Annotated in this window: 20 protein-coding genes, 1 tRNA gene and 1 riboswitch; of the genes, 14 read left to right on the top strand and 7 right to left on the bottom strand. The window is 51.0% G+C overall.

Features of this window, described 5'->3' with window-relative positions; translation table 11 throughout:
- Positions 1-14: 14 nt before the first annotated feature.
- A complete protein-coding gene (locus CODIS_RS07660; protein ID WP_069123385.1) occupies positions 15-1,583 on the bottom strand; it encodes a bifunctional aminoglycoside phosphotransferase/ATP-binding protein in 1,569 nt (522 codons plus the stop codon).
- Between the two features lie 159 nt (positions 1,584-1,742).
- On the opposite strand from CODIS_RS07660, the gene CODIS_RS07655 reads away from it, so the two are divergent.
- Positions 1,743-1,943, top strand: a complete 201-nt coding sequence (locus CODIS_RS07655; protein WP_069123669.1) for a YgaP family membrane protein — start codon at positions 1,743-1,745, stop codon at positions 1,941-1,943.
- Between the two features lie 84 nt (positions 1,944-2,027).
- Here the strand turns inward: CODIS_RS07655 and rimO are convergent, their stop codons facing one another.
- The 3 genes from rimO to CODIS_RS07640 are packed head-to-tail and all read right to left on the bottom strand — an operon-like array spanning position 2,028 to position 4,571.
- Positions 2,028-3,368 (bottom strand): 30S ribosomal protein S12 methylthiotransferase RimO, encoded by a 1,341-nt coding sequence (gene rimO, locus CODIS_RS07650; protein WP_069123381.1) that lies wholly within the window; start codon positions 3,366-3,368, stop codon positions 2,028-2,030.
- Between the two features lie 10 nt (positions 3,369-3,378).
- Positions 3,379-4,242: a tetratricopeptide repeat protein gene (locus CODIS_RS07645; RefSeq protein WP_069123378.1), complete on the bottom strand. Its 864-nt coding sequence runs from the start codon at positions 4,240-4,242 to the stop codon at positions 3,379-3,381.
- On the bottom strand, positions 4,239-4,571 hold the full coding sequence (locus tag CODIS_RS07640; RefSeq protein ID WP_069123374.1) for a transcriptional regulator: 333 nt from the start codon (positions 4,569-4,571) through the stop codon (positions 4,239-4,241). Before CODIS_RS07640 ends, CODIS_RS07645 begins: the two co-directional genes overlap by 4 nt.
- Positions 4,572-4,910: 339 nt before the next feature.
- Here CODIS_RS07640 and CODIS_RS21235 point away from each other — a divergent pair, with 339 nt between their 5' ends.
- A complete protein-coding gene (locus CODIS_RS21235) occupies positions 4,911-5,051 on the top strand; it encodes a hypothetical protein (RefSeq protein ID WP_201259017.1) in 141 nt (46 codons plus the stop codon).
- A gap of 132 nt (positions 5,052-5,183) precedes the next feature.
- Here CODIS_RS21235 and CODIS_RS07635 read toward each other — a convergent pair whose 3' ends face one another.
- On the bottom strand, positions 5,184-5,384 hold the full coding sequence (locus CODIS_RS07635; protein ID WP_069123369.1) for a hypothetical protein: 201 nt from the start codon (positions 5,382-5,384) through the stop codon (positions 5,184-5,186).
- Between the two features lie 99 nt (positions 5,385-5,483).
- On the opposite strand from CODIS_RS07635, the gene CODIS_RS07630 reads away from it, so the two are divergent.
- The 11 genes from CODIS_RS07630 to CODIS_RS07580 all read left to right on the top strand — a co-directional run bounded on the left by CODIS_RS07630 (position 5,484) and on the right by CODIS_RS07580 (position 15,425).
- A complete protein-coding gene (locus CODIS_RS07630) occupies positions 5,484-6,269 on the top strand; it encodes a hypothetical protein (protein WP_235615153.1) in 786 nt (261 codons plus the stop codon).
- A 3-nt stretch (positions 6,270-6,272) separates the two neighbouring features.
- Complete coding sequence (locus CODIS_RS07625; RefSeq protein ID WP_069123361.1) at positions 6,273-6,758, top strand: FKBP-type peptidyl-prolyl cis-trans isomerase; 486 nt, start codon at positions 6,273-6,275, stop codon at positions 6,756-6,758.
- 25 nt (positions 6,759-6,783) lie between these two features.
- Positions 6,784-7,743: a 4-hydroxy-3-methylbut-2-enyl diphosphate reductase gene (gene ispH / locus CODIS_RS07620; protein ID WP_069123356.1), complete on the top strand. Its 960-nt coding sequence runs from the start codon at positions 6,784-6,786 to the stop codon at positions 7,741-7,743.
- A gap of 470 nt (positions 7,744-8,213) precedes the next feature.
- Positions 8,214-8,654: a GspH/FimT family pseudopilin gene (locus CODIS_RS07615; RefSeq protein WP_069123351.1), complete on the top strand. Its 441-nt coding sequence runs from the start codon at positions 8,214-8,216 to the stop codon at positions 8,652-8,654.
- A complete protein-coding gene (gene pilV / locus CODIS_RS07610) occupies positions 8,651-9,229 on the top strand; it encodes a type IV pilus modification protein PilV (RefSeq protein WP_083220612.1) in 579 nt (192 codons plus the stop codon). The genes CODIS_RS07615 and pilV overlap by 4 nt, the downstream gene beginning before the upstream one ends.
- Position 9,230: 1 nt before the next feature.
- Positions 9,231-10,076, top strand: a complete 846-nt coding sequence (locus CODIS_RS07605; RefSeq protein WP_069123345.1) for a PilW family protein — start codon at positions 9,231-9,233, stop codon at positions 10,074-10,076.
- An 8-nt stretch (positions 10,077-10,084) separates the two neighbouring features.
- Positions 10,085-10,609, top strand: coding sequence for a pilus assembly PilX family protein (locus CODIS_RS07600; RefSeq protein WP_154723054.1), 525 nt, complete (start codon positions 10,085-10,087; stop codon positions 10,607-10,609).
- An 11-nt stretch (positions 10,610-10,620) separates the two neighbouring features.
- A complete protein-coding gene (locus tag CODIS_RS07595) occupies positions 10,621-13,440 on the top strand; it encodes a pilus assembly protein (protein ID WP_069123338.1) in 2,820 nt (939 codons plus the stop codon).
- Positions 13,433-13,894 (top strand): type IV pilin protein, encoded by a 462-nt coding sequence (locus tag CODIS_RS07590; protein WP_069123334.1) that lies wholly within the window; start codon positions 13,433-13,435, stop codon positions 13,892-13,894. Before CODIS_RS07595 ends, CODIS_RS07590 begins: the two co-directional genes overlap by 8 nt.
- Before the next feature lie 255 nt (positions 13,895-14,149).
- Positions 14,150-15,235 carry a glycine oxidase ThiO gene (thiO, locus tag CODIS_RS07585; protein ID WP_069123331.1) on the top strand — a complete coding sequence of 362 codons (1,086 nt, stop codon included), beginning with the start codon at positions 14,150-14,152 and terminating at the stop codon, positions 15,233-15,235.
- A gap of 114 nt (positions 15,236-15,349) precedes the next feature.
- Positions 15,350-15,425 (top strand) — tRNA-Thr (locus CODIS_RS07580).
- Between the two features lie 78 nt (positions 15,426-15,503).
- Here the strand turns inward: CODIS_RS07580 and CODIS_RS07575 are convergent.
- Complete coding sequence (locus CODIS_RS07575) at positions 15,504-15,977, bottom strand: DsrE family protein (RefSeq protein WP_069123325.1); 474 nt, start codon at positions 15,975-15,977, stop codon at positions 15,504-15,506.
- 327 nt (positions 15,978-16,304) lie between these two features.
- A riboswitch (cyclic di-GMP riboswitch) is annotated at positions 16,305-16,393 on the top strand.
- Between the two features lie 113 nt (positions 16,394-16,506).
- On the opposite strand from CODIS_RS07575, the gene CODIS_RS07570 reads away from it, so the two are divergent.
- A complete protein-coding gene (locus CODIS_RS07570; RefSeq protein ID WP_069123320.1) occupies positions 16,507-16,893 on the top strand; it encodes a hypothetical protein in 387 nt (128 codons plus the stop codon).
- Between the two features lie 96 nt (positions 16,894-16,989).
- On the opposite strand, the gene CODIS_RS07565 is transcribed toward CODIS_RS07570, so the two are convergent.
- The gene (locus CODIS_RS07565) at positions 16,990-18,147 is read right to left on the bottom strand and encodes a c-type cytochrome (protein ID WP_069123315.1); all 1,158 of its coding nucleotides are present in this window, start codon (positions 18,145-18,147) and stop codon (positions 16,990-16,992) included.
- Between the last annotated feature and the right edge of the window lie 77 nt (positions 18,148-18,224).

The following is an 18,224-nucleotide window of genomic DNA, read 5'->3' as shown; positions in this document are numbered from 1 at the left end:
TGCAGCACAACATGCTATCGCATCAATCGTTGCAGCACAGTGGCCAGTAGTCCGGAAGGTGGAAAGTGTTCGCTGTCGACGACAATTGTCCTTTCCAGTTCCGAGGCGGTTAGCGGCTGGCGTTTCTCTTGCTGTAGCTTGAGTACTGCAAGATCGGCTTCAGAGGCGTCCTGTCCACCGTCACACCTCTTCCGGATACGTTTTTTCAGCAGCGATTCCTCTGCCTGACAGTCGATGATGACCATCGGCGCCTGCTGGTTCTCCGACAGTTGCAGAAACAGCTCTCGTTGCCACTGCGCCAGACTGGTGGCATCGATGATCACTGAAAAACCCGATCGCAGCAGCTGTTTTGCCATGCCCGCCAGATGATTGTAGGTAATGCGTGATGCACGTTCGCTGTAGCGCTCAATTTCCACACCTGAGCCCTTCCGCTCAGGAAACAGACGCCGGCGTTCCACGTCGGATCTTATCCTGATCGCCATCAACTGCTCCGCAAGCCAGCCACTGACTGTACTCTTTCCCGAGCCGGAAACCCCATGGGTCAGGATAAGCGAAGCGGGCGGATGGCGAATCACCGACTCCGCCAGGCTCAGGAAACTCCGATACTCTTCCAGTTGCTGCTCCCACTCCTCATGTTGCAAGCCCGATTGCGTAGCCCTGATCGCGCTAACCTTGGCCCGCACCGTGGCGCGATAGAGCAGATAGAAGCGCAGCATAGGCAATCCTGCGTAATCGTTCGTTCGCTCCAGGTAGCTGTTGAGGAGCTGGGAAGCCGCAGAATTCATCCCGCGATGCTGCAGATCCATGAGCAGGAATGCGATGTCGCTGAGGGTGTCGATCCAGCGCAGATCGGGATTGAATTCGATGCCGTCGAAGGGTGTGATCTTATTTTCAAACAGTGTGATGTTACCCAGGTGGAGGTCACCATGGCATTCGCGGATATGGCCTGCATAGTAGCGCTCTTCCATGATGGGTTGCAGAACCATGCTTTGTTGCTCGGCCCAGGTCTGCAGGACATTCAATCGTTCGATTTCAAACAGCGGCTGTTTCAAGCCCCGTATGAGCCGAAAGTTCTCCAGAATGGGCTGAATGATATGCTCCGGGGTGCCATAGGGCATACCATGACTGATCGAGGGTATGGAATGATGGAACTCTGCAAGCAAGCGGGCCAGGTACTCGATCTGTTCTCTGTCCGGCAAGGTGTGACTGAGCAGATCCTGTTGGCGAAACCGGCGCATTTCTACGGCATACTCAATGATCCCCTCATCCGCACCGATTCGGGGTGAGTCCAAAGTTCCCCCTATGCCCACCACCCCCAGGTAGAGGTCTGGCGCCAATCGGCTGTTGAGACGCAACTCCTCCTCGCAACACTGTCGCCTTTTTTCCAAGGTAGAGAAGTCCAGAAATCCGAGATCCAGTGGTTTCTTGATCTTATAGACCCGATCTCCCGCCAAAAGCAGGTGTAAGATATGGGTCTCGATATGCTCCACTTCACACTGGGGATCGCCAAAGCATATCGGACAATGCACCAATCGCGCTATCAAACGATCCTGTATATCTGCTTCTTCATGGTTCAGGGTCATGATTGGTTATGTCCTTGACTAAATATTAGATAGTGCTAATATAGCGTCCAATTTTTCGCAGGCTGTTTTCGCGATGGCTCATTCCATGAATGACACATCTTGATCCATCTATTTCAGGTGTGGCTGATGGATAAACATAGACAGTTTAGAGGCAAATCCATGAATATCGACCGAATCGTTCTCGCTTTTGCGGGTGTTGTAATCCTTCTGAGTGTAGTGCTTTCACACTACCATCACCCCTATTGGCTCTTCCTGACCGCCTTCGTTGGGCTCAATCTCTTACAATCCGCATTCACCGGATTCTGTCCATTGGCTACAATTCTAAAGAAGATGGGCAGGCAGAGCGGCTCTGCATTCTGATTGAATGGCCCTCATCACCAGTTAAAGGGCGATTCGCCCTCTCCTTCGGTTGGCATGGCGCATGGATGCGCCAGATCCACTACCCTATTCACACTCCGATTCATCCACATCCACAGGCTCCGCCCGTAGATCGTGTGCCGTCGCGGCAGTAACCCGTACCTCTATAAAATCCCCAGGTTGCAGATTCCAGGCGCCGGGAATGAATACCCGACCGTCTATTTCGGGAGCATCCGCAGCACTACGGGCCACCACCTGTTTATCTCTGACCTCATCAACCAGAACCACCATCCTGTTACCTATTTTCGCCTGTAATCGTTCACGGCTGATCTCCGCCTGTACCTGCATAAACCTGGCGCGACGGGCCTCTTTGACCTCGTCCGGCACTGGATCCGGCAGATCATTGGCCTGGGCTCCCTTAACGGGTGAGTAGGCAAAACAACCCACCCGATCGAGCTTTGCCTCGCGCAGAAATGCCAGCAGTTCTTCGAATTCCGCCTCTGTCTCACCGGGAAATCCGACAATGAACGTACTGCGCAGGGTCAGATCCGGGCACTCCCGACGCCAGCGCTCAATTCTACCCAATACCTTCTCGGTGGCAGCTGGCCGTTTCATGGCTTGCAGAACCCGTACATTGCCGTGTTGCAGCGGCATATCGAGATAGGGCAGGATATGCTCCTCCGCCATTAATGGGATCAGGTCATCCACGTGGGGATAGGGATAGACATAGTGGAGTCTTATCCAGGCCTGCAACTCCCCAAGGGCAGCGGCTAAGGATGCTAATTTCGTGGCGACCGGCCTGCCCTGCCAAAAATCGGGTCGGTACTTGATATCCACGCCATAGGCACTGGTGTCCTGGGAGACGACCAGCAACTCCCTGACTCCCGATTCGACCAGCCGCTGGGCTTCAAGCATGACTTCCCCGAAAGGCCGGCTCACCAGGGGACCGCGCAGATCAGGAATGATGCAAAATCTGCAGCTGTGATTACACCCTTCAGAGATCTTCAGATAGGCGTAGTGCCCGGGGGTCAGTTTTATACCCTGCGGTGGAACCAGGCTGGTAAAGGGATCATGGGGAGGCGGAAGCTGTCGGTGTACAGCATCCATCACCTCCGCATAGGCGTGGGGTCCCGTCACCGCCAGTACCTGTGGGTGTGCGTCTCGAATACGTGCCTCATCCTTCCCCAGGCAACCGGTCACGATGACCCTGCCGTTCTCCTCCAGCGCCTCGCCGATTGCCTCAAGAGACTCCTCCACAGCCGCATCGATAAAACCGCACGTATTCACCAGTACGAGATCCGCGCCAGCATAACTGGCGGAAAGCTGATACCCTTCCGCCCGTAGACGACTCAGTATCTGCTCCGAATCAACCAGGTTCTTGGGACAGCCCAGGCTGACAAATCCGATCTGTGGGGGTGTTTCAGGCATCTTTTCGAATTCAGTAATCGAGCCGGTAGAGTTCGCGACGAAAATGTGCCACCAGTTCATCACCGGCATCGAGTTGATCCAGTACGGCCCGCATGGCTTTACGCGCAATACCGTTACGATAACCAGGATAGCTATGCGCAACTTCTAGCAACAACTTGAGGGCTGCCTCTAAATCATCTCCGACCAAGCGTATTGCGGCAAGCTGATAGAGCGTATCGGCATCCTTGGGGTCCGCCTGCAAACGTTGCACCAGGGTAGTTGGCGGATCCGCATCCTCAGCAGTAACGATGACATCCAGATGCGCCAGCAGGTTGCGCACTTCCACCGCTTCCCGGGCCTGCTCCGGTAGTGAACTCAGCAGGGCATGGGCATCACGAGTGCGTTGCTGACGCATGAGGATCTTGCTCATCAACGCCGGCAAGGCGAGGTTTTCAGGATCGGCCACCACCGCTTCGGCAAGCAACTGCAATGCCTTTTCCGGATCTCCCGCCTGCCATGCGGCAATCGCCTCGCGACTGATAGGGTTAGGCTGTCGTTGTACATATTCGTCGATTATCCGTGAATAATCGGCTTCCGGTTGTACCCCATGAAACTCCGCGACCATCTCTCCCTGGTGGAAGAGCTTGAATGAGGGCAGACTGCGCACACCGAACCGTTCAGCCAGCGGTTTCTGTTCGTCGGTGTTGATCGAGACCAATAGGAAACGCCCCTGGTAGTGCTTGGCCAGGTCGACAAAAATCTCACGCTGTTTAAGGGATGGTCCCACCCAGGGCGCCCAGAAATCAACGATTACCAAACCCCGTTTAGAGTTCTCCACCACCAGCCGGTCAAAGTTGTCAACTGTCCCCTCCAGGATATAAACGGCATCGCTCATGAATTGAGCAGGCCCATGAGGGAGTCACTGGCATAATCCCGTCCCATCTCGACGATAATCGTCTCCGAGATCTCCAAATCCCCGGTTTGCAGATGCGGCAACAGCTGTTCTGCGATCTGTTGTACGATCAGCATCCCTGCCCGATTGGGATCGCCCTCCGAAAGTGACTCGATACTGCGTCCCAGTAGCTGTAGATACTCGGTGAAGTCGTTTGCCTGGCCTGATTGCTCAAGTGACTGAAACTCAGAGGTAAAACTGATATGCAGTTCGCGCCCGGGTTGTTCAGGATCATCCAGCACGGCAATCTTCAAAGGGCCTTCAATCAGCATCCGCTTCTCCATATATCGAGTGAAACCAGGGGACATGTTAATACGATCACGGAGATCATCAAAGCGAACCTTCTAAAAACAAATACTTAGATATACCCTGGTATTTTCCGGCAAGACTAGCCACTTCCAACACCTGAGAAAGTGTGCGACCATGATTGCCGGTTGATTGCTGCAACCCTGCGTCGTCCAGGAACACCAACCACCTGAACGATCATGTTGTGCATAGTGGCTAAGATCGGCTCAATGAGCCATTGTTCAGGCCACCCCGGCCTAAGCAGCAACGGTCGGCTCATCTTATTAAGTAGAGCTGCCGACCTCTGTAGTTTGTGAGGTATGAGAATGAAAAACTGCAAGATTTGCCGATTCAGCAAAGTCTGCAACGACCTACCCGGAATCTGTATTCTGTTTCAATACCTGGCGGTGGTGGTGGTTATCGTCTCTATAGGTATCCTCTTCGTCACCCAGGAGATACTCGTCTGAATCAGCGGATTGAGAGAATGCTTCTGCACAACTCAGCCTCTATTCTCATGATGATCCAGGCGGGCTGATACGGCAGAAAAATACCACGCTCGGCCTGTCTACCGTCATATTGAGAATTGGCGTGGAGTGCTTCTAAGTGCCCGTCATGGGCCAATTTGCGTCCATCGATCGCGCCTGGCTTCGATGCTTTATCATTTCAGCGGCGCGGGTGATCGACGACTCCCGGCCAGAACCACCCTGCTCTTTCAAAAGTAACATCGCATCGAGTAGGGAAACCTCTTGAACTTCATAGAGAGGAAGCTCGTGATTGACAATAATTTCTTTATTTATCATAGTACTGCCTATATTTATTAATCCTCCTACTTAAGGATATGTTAGACCTTTATAAAAATAATGCAAATCCGCTATGATGCGTCCTGCTAAACAGAACCAATGGTGAGTAGACATATGCCGGGAAATGAGGTTGTTTTGATCGGTATCGGAGAGATAGGTGGCGTTCTGGCCAAGGGTTTTCTCCGCCTGGGCTTCAGTGTCCACCCGGTAACCCGGGAGAGTGACAGTCAGCAATTGGCCGCGCGGATCGGGCAGCCGGCGCTGGTGATCGTGGCGGTCGGTGAAAATGCCTTGAGTGGCGTACTCGACGGGATACCCGAGAAATGGCGATCAGGTCTCTGCCTGCTGCAGAATGAGTTATTACCTGACGATTGGCAGGGGGTGGACTCACCGACAGTCATCTCCATCTGGTTCGAGAAAAAGCCGGGCATCGACGCCAAGGTCATCATACCCTCCCCGGTGTTCGGCCCTCAGTCTGAATTGATGCGTCGCGCCCTGGCCGCGGTCAACATCCCGGTGACGGTCCTGGCGGATGAGGAACAGCTGCTTTTTCAGCTGGTTTTGAAGAATCTCTACATTCTCACCAGCAACATAGCCGGACTGCGCACCGGTGGTAATGTGGGTGAGCTTTGGCAACACCATCAAACCTTTGCCCGGCAGGTTGCCGGGGAGATCATATCCTTGCAGGAAGCCTTGACAAACAGAATCTTCGACCGGGAGGCATTGATTGCCGCCATGGTCACGGCCTTCGAGGGTGACCCGCAGCATCAATGTATGGGACGCAGCGCCCGGGCCAGGTTGCAACGGGCACTTTCCCATGCCGAGCGCCTGAAGCTTGATCTACCACAGCTCCACGCACTGCAACAAAGTAGTGCCGAGCAGTAAGAAATGACTGAGTTCAAACCCAAAATCGCTCCTCTCTGCCGGGTCAAGATGCACTTTTCACTGACCCTCCCCGACGAGACGGAAATAGTGTCCACCTATGGGGAAGAACCCTTGGAATTCAGCCTCGGTGACAACACCATGGAACAGATGCTGGAGTTTGCCTTGCTGGGGCTACACGTCGGGGATGAGCAGGAACTGCTTGTTAAAGGCGACGATGTCTACGGACCAAGAGATAGCACCTTGATCCATTGGCTGGACAGAAGTGAGTTTCAGGCCGATCAAACTTTCAACCCTGGGGAGATCATCGCCTTCACCACCCCTGAAGGCGAGGAGATTGCCGGTACGGTTCTGCAGATTGACGATGAACGTGTTCAAGTCGATTTCAACCATCCCCTCTGCGGCAAGCAATTCAGTTACAAAGTCACTATCCTTGAGGTTGAACCGGCCCCGTTTCCGGGCCCGGAGGAGAACGATCCGGGCACCAATTGAAGATGCATGCCAGGCACTGTAACCAATGAACCGAACACAACAGATACTACTGGCCAATCCCAGAGGCTTTTGCGCCGGTGTCGATCGTGCGATCGAGATCGTCGAACGTGCCCTGGAGCTTCTGGGGGCACCCATCTATGTCCGTCACGAGGTCGTACACAACCGCTTTGTCGTGGAGAGTCTGCGCACACGGGGGGCCATCTTCGTTGATGAGCTGAGTGATGTTCCTGACGGACATACCGTGATATTCAGCGCCCACGGCGTCTCCCAATCGGTCCGCGAGGAGGCGAAACAGAGACAGCTCCGCGTATTCGACGCCACCTGCCCCCTGGTGACCAAAGTACATCTTGAAGTCGCCCGCCGCTGTCGGGACGGTTATGAAGTGATATTGATCGGCCACAGAGGGCACCCCGAGGTCGAGGGCACCATGGGACAGTGCATGGCGGACAACGATAACAGCCGCATCCATCTTGTGGTCACCAGTGAAGATGTCGAAGGGCTGGATCTAGGACATCCAGAGAAAATCGCTTTCGTCACGCAAACCACCCTATCCATCGACGATACACAACAGATCATCAACACCTTACAACAGCGCTTCCCGAATATTATCGGTCCTAAAAAGAACGATATCTGTTACGCCACACAAAACCGTCAGGATGCCGTCAAGGAACTCGCCAAACAGTGTGACCTTGTACTGGTCGTAGGCTCTCCAAACAGCTCCAATTCAAATCGTCTGAGAGAGATAGCAGAAAAGAACGGTCCTCCAGCTTATCTCATCGACGGCGCCGAGGATATCGATCCAAGCTGGCTGGACGGCAAGCACCATATTGGTGTCACTGCGGGTGCCTCAGCGCCTGAGATCCTGGTTGAAAATGTGATCGACAAATTAAAGGAATGGGGGGCGAAAAAGGTCATGGAGACCCAAGGCAAAGAGGAACAGGTTGTATTTGCCTTGCCAAAATCATTAATGGGTGAATCGTTGTAGGAATACGCAGTCATCCTAATATAACGGCTGTCTGCAATAGCTCGAAGATAAATACAACATGTGATTGATGTAAAAAATAAGGATTATCGTTTTCACACAATGGTAAACGTCATTGACCAACTCAAGAACCGGAGATCCAAATAGGTAGAGTCGAGGCCGGAATATCCAAGCGTGCGCTTTTCCTTATCATCAAGTCGCTGTTGAATGATTTAGACATAAAAAAAGCATAATTCAGCATAGATCAATCATTGTCCCAAGGCGTTTAATTCCTATATTCAAACATATTCTTAGTAGACTATTACTTTCTCACTAATTTTTAGTCATTTAATGCCGATATAATCAACTGATTGTAGCTTAGGGCCCGATTTGTCACTTATTTCCAGACATATGGGCAATCTCTCCCGATGAACGGTATGCCACCATGATGGCGACTGATCTAAGCTAGTAAGCAAAATGAGCGAGGTTTTATTATGTATCGAGTCCATGGCTTCACATTGGCAGAGTTAATGGTCGCCATTGCTATCGGAGGAATTCTGGTAACTGTGGGCATCCCGAGTTATTTTAACTTTATCCAAAGAAATACAGTCGCCACAACCAGCAATGACTTGCTGGGAGCCATTTTATACGCCCGTAGTGAAGCCGTAAGACAAGAAGCCACAGCCACTTTCACGCCTGAAGCTGACGGGTGGCTGGTCGAATCTGGTGATGTAACGCTACTGGACCATACTGTTAAAAGCGACTTTATCGCCATCGATGGTGATACTGTTACCTACAGCCCAAGAGGTAGAGCCAATCTTGTTGCAGAACGATCAATCGATATCAGCTACAAAGGTGTCCTAGAGAGTCGTGTCTGCCTCAACCTAAGCGGTCGCCCATTCATCAAAATGGTAGAAGATGGAGACTGCCCATGAGGAAATCAACGCCTATCGCTCATTCCCGGGTAAGGTGTCAAGGCATGACACTAATCGAAGTAATGGTTGCAACTGTCGTGATCGCCATAGGCCTGTTAGGCGTGGCGGCACTGCAAGTCACAGCCCTACAAGGTGCAAGCAATGCGGATTATCGATCCAAAGCTATCGATTTCGCCTCTGCCCTGTCTGACCGAATGCATGCGAATCTTAACGCATTTGATTTTGAGGGCGATCATGACAACGCTTATACACCGGAAATCCCAGTAGATTACTGTGCAGCACCTCCTGCAGCACTCTGCGCCATGAATCCCAACATGACCAATACCGTAGGGGTCAGCGAGTGCGATCCAACCCAGATGGCAACCTACGATATGTGGCAGATCAGCTGCGATGGTGGTGTCCAGGGCGCTTTGCCTGATGGTCAGCTAACTATCACCTGCATTGATAACGATGGATCTGATGCTGATCTCTGTTCCGATCTTTCCCCCCTGTTGATTACGATCACCTGGGCTTTGCAAAGCGAAGACAATGCGACCGAGCAGGTAATCATGACGGCCATACCGGGGGCGCCTTAAAATGACTACATTCAAAAAATATCAATCAGGCTTCTCTATCATCTCATTGATGATTGCCAGCGCCATCGGCATCTTTATTATTGGAGGCGCCGGCAAGGTCTATGTCGACAGTAGAAACACCTTTAATGCGAGGACAGCCGTCGCCGCAGCGACGGAGAACTACCGCTTCGCTTTCCAGGATATGCGCCGTGCACTGGTGATGGCGGGAAGGGGCGTATCCGCATCGGACGATGGCAGTGACTCCTATCAAGGAACCGATAACGGTTCACGCACTTTTCCCGCTGTCGACCAAGTGCCTGACGGCATAGTGAGTGGCGCTACAGCTGGAGGTTCGCCCTGGAGCCCCGATCCCGAAGATTCGAGCGTTGTAGCTATCCGCTATGCTTCCGGTCCCGCCCCTTGCGGCGTGGCTGACGCAGAGTTTACGGATACTCTCACGGTACGCTTTTTAGTCAATGATGAAGGCAATCTCATATGCCAAGTCTATCGGGGCGCCGATCGACTTATATCTCAACCCCTCGTTTCCGGAATTGTGCAAATGCGGGCGCTTTATGGCATAGATACCGACACTGATGAACCTGATGGCGTCGCGAATCAGTTTCTCACGGCAAATGAGGTGGATGAGGAAAGTTGGCCGGCAGTCGTCTCCATCCGTATCGGCTTGATTGTCCAATCCGGGGACGATATAGAGCTACCTAATGCCTTCCGCCCTGAGGACCCTGAGACATTAGATCTTCTCGGCAAAGTATTCACTGCCCCGGACACAAATAACGTTTATAAATCCGCCAGTACTACGATTTCATTAAGAAATCTTCATCATGTGGATCGTCAGCCATCCGATAATTAGGGCTAGCTATGACAACTTACACCAGATTATTTTCAAACCATAGAAAGAAACAGAGCGGTGCGGCATTGGTCATTAGCATGATTCTGCTCCTCATCATTACGATGTTAAGTGTCACTGCGATGCGCAACACCAACTTCGAGACAAAGATCGCAGTCAACCATCAGTTCAAGGAGCTGAGCTTTCGAGCCGCCGAGAACGCCCTTGCGATTGTCACCGGTCCCGAATTGGATTCAACAAACCTGGACATTCCAAGCACCATTGGCAACACCGCCCACAATGTGGATTTTTTCGAATCTCATCCAGATGGTACGCCAATAGATCCAACACTCGCTGAACAACCTCCGATGTCGGTTGATGTCGATCTTCTTTACGAAGACAAAATCGATCCCAAGGAAGGCAGAGGCAATATGCTCTTCTCCGGCCATCAACTCGATATCATCACTCACCTCTTCCAGGCGGATGCCGTTGGAACGGTCGGTGAGAGCGGCACCAGGACACATAACCGTATGCAAGTCGCGCTGATACGGCAGTAAGGAGTTAAACCATGATACGCATGAAACCCACATTGAAACACCGGCATTCCCTGTCTGCCTTGGCGCTGACATCGCTGTTTGCGTTTACCTCACCAACAGCCCTGTCTGACGATATTGAAGTCTATCTGCAGGAGCCGCCTGATCCCGTGCCGCCTAATATCCTGTTCGTATTGGATGAATCTGGAAGTATGGGTTGGAATACTCCAACTCGTCGGGATCAACTTGTTACCGCATTGACAGCAGTTTTCAATGATGATGCCATGGGTAATGTCAACACTACCCTACTGGGCTATTCGACGCGGGGAAACTTTGCACATTCAGGTGCATTCAAAGTCATCTCGGAGGGTAGCAATCAGAGTTCATTCATTACCCAGATCGACAATCTTACAGCTGATGGCGGCACACCTACAGTAGCTGCGTTGAATGCTGCTGTCAATTGGTTCAGAACCGATGCCACATTCACTGACGCCAACAATCTAACCTTAGAATCTCCACTTGAAGAGGCCGGGGTGCGCGCAGAGGATATGCGGTGCGCACCGAATCACATTGTCTTACTGTCAGATGGTTCACCTAACAGCAATACATTCACACAGTTTAATGGAGCTCAGTGCAATACAAACAATCTCTTTGGAACGACCTGGTGGGATCCTATTCCAGGTGATCGTTGTGCTAATGAGATTGCCACCTGGGCAAACAATACTGACCTCATGGAAGGTACTGGTTGGGATGGCGTTCAGAATATCACTGTCAGCACGATGGGCTTCTACACATCAGGCAATACGCGTACATTCCTGGAGCGAGTCGCGGAGTTCGGTGGTGGATCCTATTATGACTCCGACGGTGGTTCACTGGTTCAAGACCTGACTGACATCATCACGAGTGCACAAACCAATATCGACTACGCCTACAATGCACCGACCATCCCGTTTAATTCGGACAATGCCGCAGTTAGTGGCGATGAGATCTACGTCCCCATGTTTCTTCCCGAAGATCGCACCTTTTGGAAAGGCAATCTAAAGAAATACACGATAACCGTCACAGAAGAGGATGTGGTGCTGACAGCTTTGAATAACGAGCGCGTACTAAATGAAGCTCAGGAGTTTCAAAGCACGAGGGACCTATTCTGTGATGATGACGCTTGTGATCCCGATGAAGGATACCCCCTTGCGGGTGGCGTTGCACAGGACATGACTGAAGTCAGAAACCTCTATACCTACCTCGGCAGTGACCCGGTGCTGACCAGTGCCGCGAATCGAGTCAGAAATTCAAACACCGCTATTACCACCAGCATGTTAGGGGTAGCGACTGATGAGTTACGGACCGAACTGCTGAATTGGGTCACCAGGGATCCCGCTTATGTCGCAACGGAAGATGATCCATCACATTCAGGCGTGATGGGCGCACCCATTCATACCCAGCCTGTCGTGGTCAGCTACAGTGGTGGAGATGTGGTTTTGATTCCTACCAGTGAGGGCGTACTCGAGGCCATCGATGCCAGATTAGGAGAAGAACTCTGGGCCTTTATGCCGCAAGATCTCTTACCTGGTATAAACACGATAAAGAACAATGACGCTTCCTCCATACCCTACTATGGCTTGGACGGCCCCATGACCTATTATGAGGTTGGCAATGAAAAAATGGTCATTTTCGGCATGCGACGCGGTGGAAGAAAATACCACATTATCAATGTCACCGAGCGGCTTGCCCCCGAGTACGTTGCTGAAATATCCAGCGACGCCTCCAGCCATTTCAGCAAACTTGGCCAAACCTGGTCGAAACCGCTTTTCGTAAAGATGGAAATCGGCGGCACGGTTCGTGAAGTCCTGGTTTTCGGTGGTGGCTACGATCCCGATCAGGATGACGCCACCCCACCCGATCCGAGTTATTCTGACGATGAGGGTAATGCCATCTTTATCGTTGACGCAGAGGACGGCACCCTGTTGAGGTCTATCTCGGATACGGGAGCCAATGTGAATATCCCCGAAATGACCTTTGCCATTCCCAGTGATCTTGCTACAGTCGACTTGAACGGGAATGCCGTAGTTGAACGTATCTACGCCTCCGATGTGGGTGGCAGAATCATTCGCATCGATCTCGATGATGATGAAAATGACAATAGCAATACGATCACCGGCGGCATAATTGCCGATATCAATGACGGTGCTTCTGTTCACCGCAAATTCTTCAATACCCCTCAGATCGGTTACTTCTCCAAGTCGGGTATACAATTCCTTGCCATATTGATCGGTACCGGCGATATCGCGAATCCACTCGGGGATGTAACGGATCGATTCTACATGATCAAAGACACAGCTCTCTGGTATACACCTGATTGGAATACCTACGATGCAATCGCTCATAGCGACTTTGTAGATGCTTCAGATACAGCAGTAGCTGGTCTTGATCCAGAAAACAGGGGTTGGTATATCGATTTCTCTAATTCTGAGAAATCCTTCTCTAAAGCGATCCTTTACGACTACGCCATCTTTTTTACAACCTACAGCGCAGATACTGTTGAGCCAGATAGCCTCTGCGAAGCCGTTGGTACGATTGGTACGGGAAGGATCTATGGACTCAACTTACTCACAGCGAATGGCGCAATTCATTGGGATGGTTCATCCGAAAATCCGCTAACTATCAGCGACCGATCCTCTCAGTTGGAACTGCAGGGCATCCCGCCATCACCTCAGCTCTTATTCCCGGGTGGTACAGATGATCAGGGAAATACCATAATCGGCAAGAAAATCTTTCTATTCTCCGATCTCAAGAAAAAACACGAGTGGAGCGACCGCTTCCGTCCAATTTATTGGGAGGAGGTGATTGATGAATAGCTCTCTTAAAACGCCTGGGTTCACCTTGGTGGAATTGATGGTGGTTATTCTCATTGTTGGCGTTCTGGCGGCGATAGCCTTCCCCAGCTACGATGAGTATGTCAAAAGGGCGCGCCGTGGTGATGGCACGGAAACGCTCCTCGCCGCCGCCCAGAGCTTTGAGGTCTATCGTGCTCGCACTGCAACTTATCCTGACGACATTGCTCTCGTAAACCTCAATGATGAAAGCCCTGATGGTTATTATGGCAACCTAACCGTGCTTGAACCGACTGATGATTGCCCTATCGTCAGCTGTTATGTCATACAAATCGATGCTCAGAATCGACAGGCATATGATGACATAACCGCCTTTCGCCTCAGCTCGTCAGGTGTAGAGGGACGGTATGAAGATGGAGCTTGGCAAACCAACTGGAGAGAGAAATATCCCTGTGTTGATGCGCGCCATTCCCAATAATGGAATGGCGATCGTCAACTGTTTATTATCAATACGACTGTTTATGGACCAGCACTAGATCGGTCTCCACATATCCGACACTGGCTTCATTGCCATCTTCGCTTCATCCCTAGCCAATCATATTTCGATCCTACATGCTGAATCATCACTTTAGTGGTATAAATACGCTCAGATATCAACTGAGAGACTCTGGGTTACTACCGATTGCTAATGTTAGACCCTGTTGAACTCAGCTTTCTTAACTAAAAAATCATTATGATAGATTGTCTTATCGTCGGCGGCGGCATCATCGGCATGCTCACGGCGAACGAACTGCACACCGCGGGAATGGCTGTCGCGTTGGTTGAAAAGGGAAGCCCCGGACGCGAATCCTCCTGGGCGGGGGGTGGCATCATTTCGCCGCTCTATCCCTGGCGCTATGACGACTCAATCTCCAAGCTCGCCCAATGGAGCCAGGCCCACTACCCTGCAATCACCCGGATGTTGATCGATGCGGGCGGGCCCGATCCAGAATATCTAAAGAGCGGGTTGCTGATCCTGGAGCCCACCGATACCGATCGCGCAACGGCATGGTCAGGGCGATTCGACCAGCCACTCCATCTCATTGACCTGGAAGGCATCGCTCAGTGCGAGCCCGGGCTGGATACCAAAGCCACGGAAGCAGTGTGGCTGGCTGAAGTTGCCCAGATACGCAATCCCAGGCTCACCAAATCCCTCTATCACGCCATCCGACAGAAGATAACCATTCACGAACAGACAGAGGCCACTGAACTCCTGATCGAGCAGGGACGGGTACACGGCGTCAAGACTCCAACCGGCATCCTCGAAGCGGACCGTGTGATCATCTGCGCCGGCGCCTGGAGCGGCAACCTGCTGAGCGACATCGTCACACCCCCGGCCATCGAACCAGTCCTGGGGCAGATGATCATTTTTCGCCACCAGCCCGGTGCGATCACCCGCATCGTCCTGCACAACGACCGTTACATCATCCCCCGCAAGGACGGCAGGGTCCTGGTCGGCAGCACCCTGGAGTACAGAGGTTTCGACAAGCACACCACCGAGCAGGCTAAACAAGAGCTCAAGGCTTTCGCCCTCGCCCACTTCCCCGGCCTGGGCGATGCAGAAATCGAACACCACTGGGCCGGCCTGAGACCCGGCTCCCCCAGCGGCATCCCCTATATCGGGCCGATTCCGGAGATCGGCGGCCTATACCTCAATGCGGGACATTTTCGCAACGGCGTGGTGCTGGGACCGGCATCGACCAGGTTGATGGCGGATATCGTGCTGGATCGTACACCGATACTGGATACTGAACCCTATGCTATTGATGCTAAAAGATAAATTTGAGGCGTGATCGAAGTCCGTTAGGTATGCGTGATTGCCTGCAGTTGCCGCGTGAAGCTCCCCAAAAGACTAGACCGGAAAACAGCTCAGCGTCTATAATTACCCGCTTTGGCCGATGTAGCTCAGTCGGTAGAGCAACTGATTCGTAATCAGTAGGTCGGCGGTTCGATTCCGCCCATCGGCTCCATCAAATAAATAATTTATATAACTAGGGAACACATCATAAAGTTGTTGCGCTCCCTCTCAACCTACGTTCTATCCAGCTTTAATAATCCGGACCTTGCAATACGATCAGCACGAATCCGAGATTCCGGTAGTCACGGATCTGCGCCGGACCCGATGGGGAAACATCCACGTAAGCGGGGTAATCTTCGGGTGTGTAACCATCCCACCCGGCATGGACACCGCAGACATGAAGATCGATGTCATCATCTCGCAGCTTCTGTGCCTTATCATGGATCGGTGCCATAAGCCCCTCGGCCTCATCAGCCAGCAGACCAAACTGCTCACGGCCATGTGACACTACGGCGATCGGCAGCTCAGGAAAACGCTTGCGTAACTGGGCGCTTAGCCGCGCGACCTTGGGCAGTGCCCAGCCTAAGGCGTCATCATCATCCTCTATGATCTCGAAGACCACGCCGACAGGCGCATCGTCTGCCTCAAGCAGCCGATCGACCTGTGTGTCGGCCATGGATAGGCTCGATAAAGAGAGTAGTAATATCAGAGAGAAAAGGCGCATGCTGCAAACACTCCCCGGATTCGTTATGAATGGATGGACAGCTAACGTACTATCCAAGTTTCAATTTCACCAATCAAAAAACAGATAACAAGATATGACAACCACCATCCGGCATCACTGGAGATATTGATTGCCAGCCAGGCCTCTCACCTGCATTTTCTATCAGAATCTCGTTTTTATTACACTCTTTTTTATCTATTCTTTCAATTACATAAAGTTAAACTCTCTTTTTATGAGCGTCAGGTTGTCAGTTGATTATGTTGCTAAAGTTACACTGGCACAGGCCGTTATAGGCTTCAGAAGCAAGTAATAATTTGCTTTTTAACGTGTTCGAAAAGGCAAACCTGCCGAAAGGCAGGGACGCAAAATCACAGTCTAAGGGTTGTTTCATTGCCTACGACCGATGGATTACCGAAACCGTGACTCGCAACCGACTCCCTGCTGGTAGGTGTCATATATTCGCAGCTGCACTCCCCTGCAGTACGCGTCTCGTCGATTCGAACTCCTATAACCGGATAGGAGAATTCCGATGCGCGTAAGGGCCAAATCAACTTTAACCATGTATGGGCTGACGCTGATAATTTTCAGCTTCTCAATGAATATAATGGCCAGTGACCCTTTCAGTGAGTTGTCTGCCAATCACAGTCATAGACAGCAATGGGTGTGCGATTACAGCCGAGCACACAATGATGTGCTGTATTTGCGCTGTGATGACCTGGCACATGTGTTGAATGATTCGTTGATCATGGAAGGCGAGAATCAGGAAAGTTCAACAAAATATATCCCTATATGGCGGCGCCCTGATAATGAAAGCTCAGCAATCATGCTGGTGGAATCAGTATTATGTCACCAAAAACCCCAGTGTAGCGTGCAACTTAAATCGATGTTTTCACCTCGTTTCGTTGTCAACAGATAGTGTTTTCAACCAGTTCGATCTGATGTGTATTTTGGAAAAGTCGCGATTACCATCGGTAACAGGTAAATCTGCTGTTGATAGGATTTTACAGCTCTCCTAATCAGTTAGTTTATATGTGCCTACTTCTTCATATTCATTTTCACCTATAGGCATTAAAACAAGAAAATTGCCCTCTTCGAAAAACTGGAAAGACAAGGTGCTTATATTTGATTCGTGGGTCACAATAATAAGGTTGCCCTTACCTGAGAATGACCCAATTTTTTCCTCTAATTGTGATGTGTATAACTCTGCTTGATCCTCAGCAAGGTTCTCTCCTGAAATTAAGTATTCCACAGGTTCTGCCTGACCGAACGCAAAAGTGGCGGTTTCTTTTGCCAGGCAGTGCGGACTTGTCAGGACGTGCTCTATCGGTACGCCCCTCGATTTGAACTGTTTTCCTATTCTGATCGCTCGCGCTTTGCCCTTTTCGGATAGATTCTCTTCACTTTTACAAGATGTGTCACGAAGCAATGAACGTGTAATCTCTACATTTGTCTCCATGGTAGGCGATCTTAGAACTATCACTAAGCCACCGGCTTCCAATTTCCCCCACACTTGATAAAGCAGTCTAATATAGCTGACGAGGCCGTCTATCTCACGTTTAGTTAATATGTCTCGCCACGCAGGCATGAAACGTCCCTTTCCATCAATTATACTTCTGGCAAGATCCTCATTAGTAAGTTTGTCAGTCTTGTGTGGATTGGTGTGATCGATGGGTTTGATTCCAATGAGATTCGTCATGGTTCCCTTTCCATCACCCTCCTTCCCGTGGCAGATCGAACAATATTTACGGTAAACACGGAAGCCGAGTTCAGGGTCACCGGTCAGAGTGTGTCTGGAAGTACTTAGGAAACGTAGATAGGCAATCAATGCATTGATCTGATCAAGACTGAAAACATTTCCCCATTTAGGCATGTCTTCACTGATCTGACCGTGGCCTGGGCGATCAGATACGGTATCTCGCGCTTCTCCTGTGATAATTTGCTGAAGTGCGCTGTCACTTCTGGAAAGAATGGCAGCCGTCAGGTCTTTTGCTTTTATCTGCATCTTTTTTGCCAGAGGTCCGTTGCCTTTGCCGTCGATGCCATGACACAGCAGACAGTGCGAAATGTATAGCTTTCTACCTTCAAAGGCGGGAGGAAGTGCAGCAGTCACGTCAGAGATTAATAGTATGAGTAGAGCGATTGATGTCACCGATTGGATCATGTGTTTCATGTATCTACCCTCTATTTTCATATCATTAATAAATGAAATAATTTAAGCATTATTAAAGGCAATCTTAAGGTTTCTTT

The sequence above is a fragment of the Candidatus Thiodiazotropha endolucinida genome, assembly GCF_001715975.1.
GTDB classification, from domain to species: Bacteria; Pseudomonadota; Gammaproteobacteria; order Chromatiales; family Chromatiaceae; genus Thiodiazotropha; species Thiodiazotropha endolucinida.
Note: the sequence above shows the minus strand (reverse complement) of the source record. Positions and strands in the feature narration are given on the sequence as shown.

Bases quoted from the DNA above. Each gene is read 5' to 3' on its own strand.
- CODIS_RS07660 (WP_069123385.1), bottom strand. From the start codon at position 1,583: ATGACCCTGAACCATGAAGAAGCAGATATACAGGATCGTTTGATAGCG.
- CODIS_RS07655 (WP_069123669.1), top strand. From the start codon at position 1,743: ATGAATATCGACCGAATCGTTCTCGCTTTTGCGGGTGTTGTAATCCTT.
- rimO (WP_069123381.1), bottom strand. From the start codon at position 3,368: ATGCCTGAAACACCCCCACAGATCGGATTTGTCAGCCTGGGCTGTCCC.
- CODIS_RS07645 (WP_069123378.1), bottom strand. From the start codon at position 4,242: ATGAGCGATGCCGTTTATATCCTGGAGGGGACAGTTGACAACTTTGAC.
- CODIS_RS07640 (WP_069123374.1), bottom strand. From the start codon at position 4,571: ATGCTGATTGAAGGCCCTTTGAAGATTGCCGTGCTGGATGATCCTGAA.
- CODIS_RS21235 (WP_201259017.1), top strand. From the start codon at position 4,911: ATGAAAAACTGCAAGATTTGCCGATTCAGCAAAGTCTGCAACGACCTA.
- CODIS_RS07635 (WP_069123369.1), bottom strand. From the start codon at position 5,384: ATGATAAATAAAGAAATTATTGTCAATCACGAGCTTCCTCTCTATGAA.
- CODIS_RS07630 (WP_235615153.1), top strand. From the start codon at position 5,484: ATGGTGAGTAGACATATGCCGGGAAATGAGGTTGTTTTGATCGGTATC.
- CODIS_RS07625 (WP_069123361.1), top strand. From the start codon at position 6,273: ATGACTGAGTTCAAACCCAAAATCGCTCCTCTCTGCCGGGTCAAGATG.
- ispH (WP_069123356.1), top strand. From the start codon at position 6,784: ATGAACCGAACACAACAGATACTACTGGCCAATCCCAGAGGCTTTTGC.
- CODIS_RS07615 (WP_069123351.1), top strand. From the start codon at position 8,214: ATGTATCGAGTCCATGGCTTCACATTGGCAGAGTTAATGGTCGCCATT.
- pilV (WP_083220612.1), top strand. From the start codon at position 8,651: ATGAGGAAATCAACGCCTATCGCTCATTCCCGGGTAAGGTGTCAAGGC.
- CODIS_RS07605 (WP_069123345.1), top strand. From the start codon at position 9,231: ATGACTACATTCAAAAAATATCAATCAGGCTTCTCTATCATCTCATTG.
- CODIS_RS07600 (WP_154723054.1), top strand. From the start codon at position 10,085: ATGACAACTTACACCAGATTATTTTCAAACCATAGAAAGAAACAGAGC.
- CODIS_RS07595 (WP_069123338.1), top strand. From the start codon at position 10,621: ATGATACGCATGAAACCCACATTGAAACACCGGCATTCCCTGTCTGCC.
- CODIS_RS07590 (WP_069123334.1), top strand. From the start codon at position 13,433: ATGAATAGCTCTCTTAAAACGCCTGGGTTCACCTTGGTGGAATTGATG.
- thiO (WP_069123331.1), top strand. From the start codon at position 14,150: ATGATAGATTGTCTTATCGTCGGCGGCGGCATCATCGGCATGCTCACG.
- CODIS_RS07575 (WP_069123325.1), bottom strand. From the start codon at position 15,977: ATGCGCCTTTTCTCTCTGATATTACTACTCTCTTTATCGAGCCTATCC.
- CODIS_RS07570 (WP_069123320.1), top strand. From the start codon at position 16,507: ATGCGCGTAAGGGCCAAATCAACTTTAACCATGTATGGGCTGACGCTG.
- CODIS_RS07565 (WP_069123315.1), bottom strand. From the start codon at position 18,147: ATGAAACACATGATCCAATCGGTGACATCAATCGCTCTACTCATACTA.